This window comes from Polaromonas sp. P1_G4, from assembly GCF_056405475.1.
The window spans coordinates 1-7,890 of record NZ_JBFUCA010000174.1; the positions used below are offsets into that span (position 1 = coordinate 1).

General features: G+C 63.2%; 7 protein-coding genes. 1 reads left to right on the forward strand and 6 read right to left on the reverse strand.

Annotation, left to right across the window (positions count from 1 at the left end; all coding sequences use genetic code 11):
• The 6 genes from AC1D1X_RS10650 to AC1D1X_RS10675 all read right to left on the reverse strand — a co-directional run.
• Positions 1-765: 5'-methylthioadenosine/S-adenosylhomocysteine nucleosidase (locus AC1D1X_RS10650; RefSeq protein WP_477698258.1), on the reverse strand; the 765-nt coding region annotated here is incomplete at its 3' end.
• Between the two features lie 34 nt (positions 766-799).
• A complete protein-coding gene (locus AC1D1X_RS10655; RefSeq protein ID WP_477698259.1) occupies positions 800-1,801 on the reverse strand; it encodes a BMP family protein in 1,002 nt (333 codons plus the stop codon).
• Between the two features lie 186 nt (positions 1,802-1,987).
• Complete coding sequence (gene upp / locus AC1D1X_RS10660) at positions 1,988-2,629, reverse strand: uracil phosphoribosyltransferase (protein ID WP_477669479.1); 642 nt, start codon at positions 2,627-2,629, stop codon at positions 1,988-1,990.
• A gap of 109 nt (positions 2,630-2,738) precedes the next feature.
• Positions 2,739-4,058 (reverse strand): URC4/urg3 family protein, encoded by a 1,320-nt coding sequence (locus AC1D1X_RS10665; protein ID WP_477669480.1) that lies wholly within the window; start codon positions 4,056-4,058, stop codon positions 2,739-2,741.
• Complete coding sequence (locus tag AC1D1X_RS10670) at positions 4,051-5,382, reverse strand: GTP cyclohydrolase II (RefSeq protein WP_477698260.1); 1,332 nt, start codon at positions 5,380-5,382, stop codon at positions 4,051-4,053. The genes AC1D1X_RS10665 and AC1D1X_RS10670 overlap by 8 nt, the downstream gene beginning before the upstream one ends.
• 118 nt (positions 5,383-5,500) lie before the next feature.
• On the reverse strand, positions 5,501-7,015 hold the full coding sequence (locus AC1D1X_RS10675; protein ID WP_477669482.1) for a helicase HerA-like C-terminal domain-containing protein: 1,515 nt from the start codon (positions 7,013-7,015) through the stop codon (positions 5,501-5,503).
• Positions 7,016-7,090: 75 nt separating this feature from the next.
• On the opposite strand from AC1D1X_RS10675, the gene AC1D1X_RS10680 reads away from it, so the two are divergent.
• Entirely contained in the window at positions 7,091-7,816 is a 726-nt protein-coding gene (locus AC1D1X_RS10680) for a YebC/PmpR family DNA-binding transcriptional regulator (RefSeq protein WP_477669483.1), read from the forward strand.
• The last annotated feature ends 74 nt before the right edge of the window (positions 7,817-7,890 follow it).

The following is a 7,890-nucleotide window of genomic DNA, read 5'->3' on the forward strand; positions in this document are numbered from 1 at the left end:
GGCCTGGCCCGACACACCGTTGCCGCCCACCATCAATTGCGGTTTGTGCGTGAGGCATACCCCCGCGTTGCAGGCGCCGAGTTCGATGTTGCCCATGCCCCTGGCAACCTCGAGCATTGCGGGGTCGGCTTCAAACCAGAACTTGCGTACGGGCGCCGGGTTGGCGGCGGTGCGCGTTTCGACCGGTCGCGGGTGCAGCATGCCGAAGGGCGCCAGGGTCTGCGCCTCCATGCGCGGCGGGATGGTGAACCGGCCCGGCGAAGTTTCGCGTGCCATCAGCACTTCCAGGTATTGGCTCCACTGGGTGGGTACGCTGACGTCGCCGATGTGCAGGGCCGGGTTGACGCCACCAGCGATGCCGCTGAAGACGATGTGTGTGATGTTGAAACGGTCCAGCACCAGCTGCGTGTTCATGGACGCATTGACCATGCTGATGCCGGAAAGGAACAGCACGACCGGCTTGCCCTGCAGGGTACCGGTGGTGAAATCGACGCCGTTGATGCGGTGCCTGGCAGGGCCCTGCAAGCGGTTGAGCAGCAGAGTCAGTTCGGGCTGAAAAGCCGATATCACCGCGATGCGGGGCGTGGCGTCGAGCCGGACAGGAATGCCCGCAGCTGCGCCTGATGGATTGGATGGGACAGACGCCGGGCCCGCGCATCCCAACAGGCCAAATGATAGAAAGGCCAGGAAGGCCAGCGGAGCCGCGGCCCGCCAGGCAACAGGCTGGCTGAAAAGAAAACGCCGCAGGCAAAACAGGGAATGCATACGGCGCTTTCAGGTGAGGCGGTGAAACGCCGCCTTATTTGGCGGTGGACTTGGGCTGGCCGTCGTCGACCTTGACGGTGAACTTGCCGGCCAGGATGTCGGCCTCTTTGGCCTTGACCTTGGCGACGATGTCGGCGGGCACCTTTTTCTCGAAGGTGCCCAGTGGGGCGAGTTCGGAGCCCTTGTACTTCATCATGGAATAGGGGCCGTAGTCTTCGGCCTTGAATTTGCCTTCCTTGACGGCCTTGATCGCGCGGTCGATGCTGGGCTCCATGTTCCAGAGGGCTGACGCCACCACGGTGTCGGGGTATTTGTCTTGTGTGTTGATCACGTTGCCGATGGCCAGCTTGCCTTTTTCCTTGGCGGCGTCGCTCACGCCAAAGCGCTCGGCGTACATCACGTCGGCGCCCTTGTYGATCATGGCGAAGGCGGCTTCCTTGGCTTTGGGCGGGTCAAACCAGCTGTTGATGAAGCTCACGCTGAACTCGACCTTGGGGTTGGTTTCTTTCGCGCCGGCCATGAAGGCATTCATCAGGCGGTTGACTTCGGGAATCGGGAAGCCGCCGACCATGCCGATCTTGTTGCTCTTGGTCACGCCCCCGGCGATCATGCCGGAGAGGTAGGCCGGTTCCTGGATGTAGTTGTCGAACACCGAAAAGTTGGGCGCCTGCGCCTTGCCCGACGAGCCCACGAGAAAAGACACTTTCGGGAAGTCCTTGGCGACCTTGCGGGCCGCGGCTTCCACCGCAAAAGCCTCGCCGACGATGAGCGCGTTGCCGGCCGTGGCGTATTCGCGCATGACACGTTCGTAGTCGGCATTGGAGACGTTCTCGGTCGCCTTGTATTCGATCTCGCCGCGCGCTTCGGCGGCTTTGAGCGCCTTGTGCAGGCGGCTGACCCATTGCTGCTCAAACGGCACGGTGTAGATGGCCGCAACTTTGGTTTTGGCTGCCTGGGCAAGTGCCAGGCCGGGCAGGGCGGTTGCGAGGGCAGTGGCCAATAGGACGAGTTGACGGCGCTTGAAGGTCTGGTGCATGAGTTCCTCCGGGTAGGTTCAGGTTTTGGGTGACAAACAGAAAAACTAAAACAGGAGCAAAAAATCAAACGCTCGCAGGCTCCCCGAATTCGCCAGTCGGGGCCGCGGAACCGGCTTTGCCGGGCCGCAGGCGCAGCGGCCCCCTCGGGGGGCAGGGAGCTACACGCAGTGAGCGACCGTGGGGGCTCATTTCGTTCCGAAAATCCGGTCGCCCGCGTCGCCCAGGCCCGGCAGGATGTAGCCATGGCTGTTGAGCTCGCGGTCGATCGCCGCGGTGTAGATCGGCACGTCCGGATGTGCGGCCTGCAGGGCCTTGATACCTTCCGGGCAGGTCAGCAGGCAGACGAACTTGATGGACTTGGGGTTGAGCTCTTTGAGCCGCTCGACTGCGGCGATGGCCGAGTTGCCGGTGGCGAGCATCGGGTCGACCACGACAATGTCGCGCTCTTCCATGTCGTGCGGCATCTTGAAGTAGTACTCGACCGCCGTCAGGGTTTTCGGGTCGCGGTACAGGCCGACGTGGCCGACGCGGGCGCCGGGCACCACGCTGAGCATGCCCTCAAGAATGCCGTTGCCGGCGCGCAGGATGGAGACAAACACCAGCTTTTTACCGTCGATGACTTTGGAGGTGGTGATTTCGAGCGGGGTCTCGATCTCGATGTCCTGCATCGGCATGTCGCGCGTGACCTCGTAGGCCATCAGCATGCTGAGCTCGTTGAGCAGTGTGCGGAAGGTGTTGGTGGAGGCGTCCTTGCGGCGCATCAGGGTGAGCTTGTGCTGCACCAGCGGGTGGTCGATCAGGTGGACTTTGTTGCTCTGGATGGTCATTTTCTTGTGTGCCTCTGTGTTCTGTCTTTGTTTTGTCCGGTTGTTATTTTTGTTCTGCTTTTACCTGTGCCGGTGCCCGTCGGGTCCGCGCGTCTTTCGGGATCGATGTTCAGAATACGGTGCCGTCGCTTTCGATGTTCAGGGGCGGCAAACCTTGATGCAATTGCTGTGCCAGTGCACGCCCTGCGGCCCAGGTGCCGCCTTCGAGCACGCAGGCCAGTGGCATCTGCTCGGCGGTCAATCCCAGCTGCTCGCGCACCAGTGGGGCGAGCTCGTCGAGAAGGGCCACGGTGAGGGCGCGCCATTCGACGATCAGTTCGTCGCCGGCGGCATGCAAGCGGTCGGCCTGCGCCGGGTCTTTCAAAATCAGCACGCCGGCATCGAGGAACAGGCCGCCATTACGGTACTCGGGCAGGCCGGTCAGCGCGTCGAGCCCTTTGACCTGCACACCGGCCCATTCGAAAGGCTCCAGCAGTGAATAGGTGAGCCACTGCGACAGCTTGTGGAAAGGCATCCAGCCATGACTGGGCCCAGCTTTTTCGGACTCATCGTCGCCTGCCGCGCTGTGCTGCCAGCAGTCGCCCAGGGGAATGTTGCCCATGACATTTTGGGCTGGCCAGATAGACGAGAGGCTGGTGAGCAGCACCGACAGCAGCTCGTGCGCCTCGATAGCACTTTGCCCGGGTTGCGCCAGCGCTTCAAACAGATGGCCGGGACGGCCGCGCTGGCCAAAGAGGGCAGGCTGGTCCTGCAGTGCCTGGCCGAGGCGCCGCAGCAGCGCGGCGCGGCCTTCGAGGCCGATCAGCGGGTTTTCGGGCGTGACCTGAAAAGCCAGGGCAAGCTGGTCTGCGGTAATGGTTTTGAGCTTGAGGGCATCGGCCTGCAGCGGTTGCTGTGGATCGCTGGAAAAGAGGCCAGCCATGAAGGCGTGAAAACTTGCCACCCCCAGGCCCTCGGAACGGCTGTATTCGCTGCAGGGATGCTCCCCTTGGGCGGCTTCGAGGTAGTGCCACTGGGCGCCGGCGCCGGCGTCCAGCAGCACGCTGATGAGCGCGAGGTCAATCTGGGCGCGGGCGCGCCCGGCAGGCGTGGCGGATGCCAGTGCTGCATTGAGTAAACCCAGGCGGTCAATGCCGCCAGCTTCAAAATGTCGCCAGCGGCTGTGGTACGGAATGTCCAGGTCCGGGTAGCGGGCGCGGGTGATTTCGGCAACCAGCGCAGCGGCGGTGGTCATGGCGCCGTCGTTGACGGTAAACCAGGCGGATTCGCCGCGGCGTGCGCGCTCAAGCAGGGCAGAGGCGCGGGCGCGTATGGTTCTGGTGGAACGCAATTCCGCGGCGGCGCTGATCCCGCGCAGGTTTCCGGCGATGGTGTAGGTGGCGTTGGCGGGGTTGCTGGGACTGTCAGGAGCAGGTGTGGTTTCAGACATCCAGCCCCCGGCCCTTGGCTTTTTTCAGTTCTTCGGCGTCGGGCACCGCGCCGGGGGTGAAATAGCCTGCGGCCATCTTGGCGTCCATTTCGACCTGGGCGTCGGCCGGGATCATGTGTTCGGGAATATTGATGCGCTGAACTACCTCGATGCCCGAGCGGGTGATGGCGTCGTACTTCATGTTGCTCATGGAAACGAGCCGGTGGATTTTGCGGATGCCCAGCCAGTTGAGCACGTCTGGCATAAGTTCCTGGAAGCGCATGTCTTGTACGCCGGCAACGCACTCCGTGCGGTTGAAGTACTGGTCGGCGGTGTCTCCACCGACCTGGCGCTTGCGCGCGTTGTAGACGAGGAATTTCGTGACTTCGCCTAGCGCCCGGCCTTCCTTGCGGAAATAGGACACCAAGCCCACACCGCCGCGCTGGGCACCCTGGATGCACTCTTCAATGGCGTGTGTGAGGTAGGGGCGGCRGGTGCAGATGTCGGAGCCGAAGACGTCGGAGCCGTTGCATTCGTCGTGCACGCGGGCGGTGAGTTCGACATCGGGGTTGGCCAGGTCGCGCGGGCGGCCAAAAATGTAGGCGGTGAGGCCGCCGATGGGCGGCAGGAAGACTTCCAGGTCGCTGCGGGTGACGAGCTCGGGGTACATGCCGCCGGTTTCTTCAAACAGCACGCGGCGCAAATCGGTTTCGCTGCAGCCAAAGCGGCGGGCAATTTCGGGCAGGTACCAGACCGGTTCAACGGCGACCTTGGTCACCATGGCCGCGCCGCCGGCTGTCAAAAACTTGCCGTCGGCCTTGAGCCTGCCCGACTGCAGGGCTTCGATCACCTCGGGCAGGATCACGTGGGCCTGGGTTACGGCGATGGTTGGCCGGATATCGTACCCCGCTGCCAGCTCACTGGAAAAAACGTCGGCCACCATCGCGCCCCATGGGTCCATAGCGACGATGCGGCCGGGCTCGCTCCATTGCGGGTAGGGACCGATCACGTCGGTCGGCGAGGTGTTCGTCAGGTCGGCTTTGTGGCTGGCCTTGAGCGCGCCGGAAGCGACGGCGAGCGCGCGGTAGACGCTGTACGAGCCGCTGTGCGTGCCGATGACGTTGCGGTGGCTGCGTTTGGTGGTGGTGCCCACCACCGGGCCGCGTTCGGCGGCAGTGGCGGCGGCCCAGCGGATAGGCAGGGCGCCATAACCTCCTGCGTGAGAGGTCAATCGGATGTGGGAGATCGCAGGGCTGGCCGGAGCTGTGGAGGAGGCAGGCGCAGAAACAGGCGAGGGGGAGGCCGGCCTTGGATCAGGTGACTTGACGGCAACTTCAGCAGGCATTGCGAATCCTTAAAAAATCCAATGTAGCGATGCGTGCCGGGATTGACAAGCCCGGCAGTTTTGCCGGRTCGTTAATTTGCGACAGGCTTGGCCGAACGCACCGGGCCTGTGCGCGGGCTCAGCGTTTTTTGCCGCCAAAAATGCTGCCGAGGACGCCGCGGATGATTTCCCGGCCCACGGCCGAGCCCATGGTGCGCACGGCGGACTTGGCCATGCTTTGCGCCAGGCCGTCGTGCTTGCCGCCGCGCGGGCCGGTGGTGCCGAACAGGACATCGTTGAGCCCGCCCATGATGCCGCCCGAATCGGTTTGCCCGGCCGCGCCGCCCTGGGGTGCCTTGGCCGCTTCCGTGGCCGCGACTTCCGCGCGGCCTTTGATGGCTTCGTAGGCCGACTCGCGGTCCACGGTCTTTTCGTAGGCGCCGGCTACCAGCGAGTTTTGCAGCAGCTGCTGGCGTTGTGGCGGTGTGATGGGTCCGATCTGGCTGCCGGGCGGCAGCACGTAAACGCGTTCCGTCACGCTGGGGCGCCCTTTGCTGTCGAGAAAACTCACCAGGGCCTCGCCGACGGCCAGTTCGGTGATTGCGGTTTCGATGTCGAGGCCGGGCTTTTGCCGCATGGTCTGGGCGGTGGCCTTGACGGCTTTCTGGTCGCGCGGCGTGAAGGCGCGCAGGGCGTGCTGCACCCGGTTGCCGAGCTGGGCCAGCACCGAATCGGGAATGTCCAGCGGGTTTTGCGTCACAAAATACACGCCGACGCCCTTGGAGCGCACCAGGCGCACCACCAGCTCGATGCGCTCGACCAGCACCTTGGGCGCTTCGTTGAAGAGCAGGTGGGCCTCGTCGAAGAAGAAGACGAGCTTGGGCTGGTCCGGGTCGCCGATTTCAGGCAGTTGTTCGAACAGCTCGGACAGCATCCACAGCAAGAAGGTGGCGTAGAGGCGGGGCGAGTTCATGAGCTTGTCGGCCGCCAGGATGTTGATCACCCCTTTGCCRTCAACGGTTTGCATGAAGTCGCTGATATTGAGCATGGGCTCGCCGAAGAACTTGTCGCCGCCCTGGCTTTCGATCTGCATCAGCCCGCGCTGGATGGCGCCCACGCTGGCGGCGCTGACGTTGCCGTATTTGGTGGTGAACTCGCTGGCGTTGTCGCCGACGTACTGCAGCATGGCGCGCAGGTCTTTCAGGTCCAGCAGCAGCATGCCGTTGTCGTCGGCGATCTTGAACACCAGGTTGAGCACGCCGGCCTGGGTTTCGTTGAGGTTGAGCATGCGGCCCAGCAGCAGTGGGCCCATGTCGGAAATGGTGGCACGCACGGGGTGGCCCTGTTCGCCGAAGACGTCCCACAGCGTGGCGGGGCAGGCCAGCGACTCGGGGAGGTCGATGCCGCGTTCCTTGAGGATGCCGGCCATTTTGCCGCCGATGGTGCCGGCCTGGCTGATGCCGGTCAGGTCCCCTTTGACGTCGGCCATGAAGACCGGGACGCCGATTTTCGAGAAGTTTTCGGCCAGTGTTTGCAGCGTCACGGTCTTGCCGGTGCCCGTGGCCCCGGTGATCAGCCCATGGCGGTTGGCCAGGGCGGGGAGGATCTCGCAGTGGATGGAATCGTGCTTGGCAATCAGTAACGGCTCGGCCATGGGGTGTCCTGGAGTGAAAAAGTAAAATGCGGGTTGTAGATTAAATCAATTAATCAGTCTGATAAGGGATTCTTCGTGGCCGGTCACAGTAAATGGGCGAATATTCAACACCGCAAGGGGCGCCAGGATGAAAAGCGCCAGCGCATCTGGACCCGGGTAATGCGTGAAATCATGGTGGCGGCCCGCATGGGCGGTGGCGACCTGGGCACGAACCCGCGCCTGCGCCTGGCGGTAGACAAGGCCAAGGCGGCCAACATGCCCAATGAGAACGTCAAATACGGCATTGCCAAGGCCACGGGCAGCCTGGAAGGCGTGCATTACGAGGAAGTCCGTTACGAAGGCTACGGCATAGGCGGCGCGGCCATCATCGTGGACTGTATGACCGATAACAAGGTGCGTACCGTGGCTGAAGTGCGGCACGCTTTTTCCAAACATGGCGGCAACATGGGCACCGAAGGCTCAGTGGCTTTCCAGTTCAAACATTGCGGCCAGCTCATTTTTGCGCCCGGCACCAGTGAAGACAAGATCATGGAAGTCGCGCTGGAGTCCGGCGCCGACGACGTCATCACGCATGAAGACGGTGCCATTGAGGTGTTGACGCCTTACACGGGCTTTGAAGCCGTGAGGAACGCGCTGGAAGCCGCCGGCCTCAAGCCCGAGATTGCCGAAGTCACCATGCGCGCCGACAACACGATTGAGCTGACCGGCGAGGATGCCCGCAAGATGCAAAAACTGCTGGACGTGCTGGAGGACCTGGACGACACCCAGGATGTATTCCACAACGCGGCCCTCGAAACCTGAACGGCGGTGGGTGAAATTGTGGATGACTCCGAACGGCTGGCCCGCATTGAAACCCTGCTGCAGGAGGGAAACCT

What these genes read in the sequence shown, in the direction of transcription:
- upp (WP_477669479.1), bottom strand. Translation starts at nt 2,629, where the DNA reads ATGACCATCCAGAGCAACAAAGTCCACCTGATCGACCACCCGCTGGTG.
- AC1D1X_RS10665 (WP_477669480.1), bottom strand. Translation starts at nt 4,058, where the DNA reads ATGTCTGAAACCACACCTGCTCCTGACAGTCCCAGCAACCCCGCCAAC.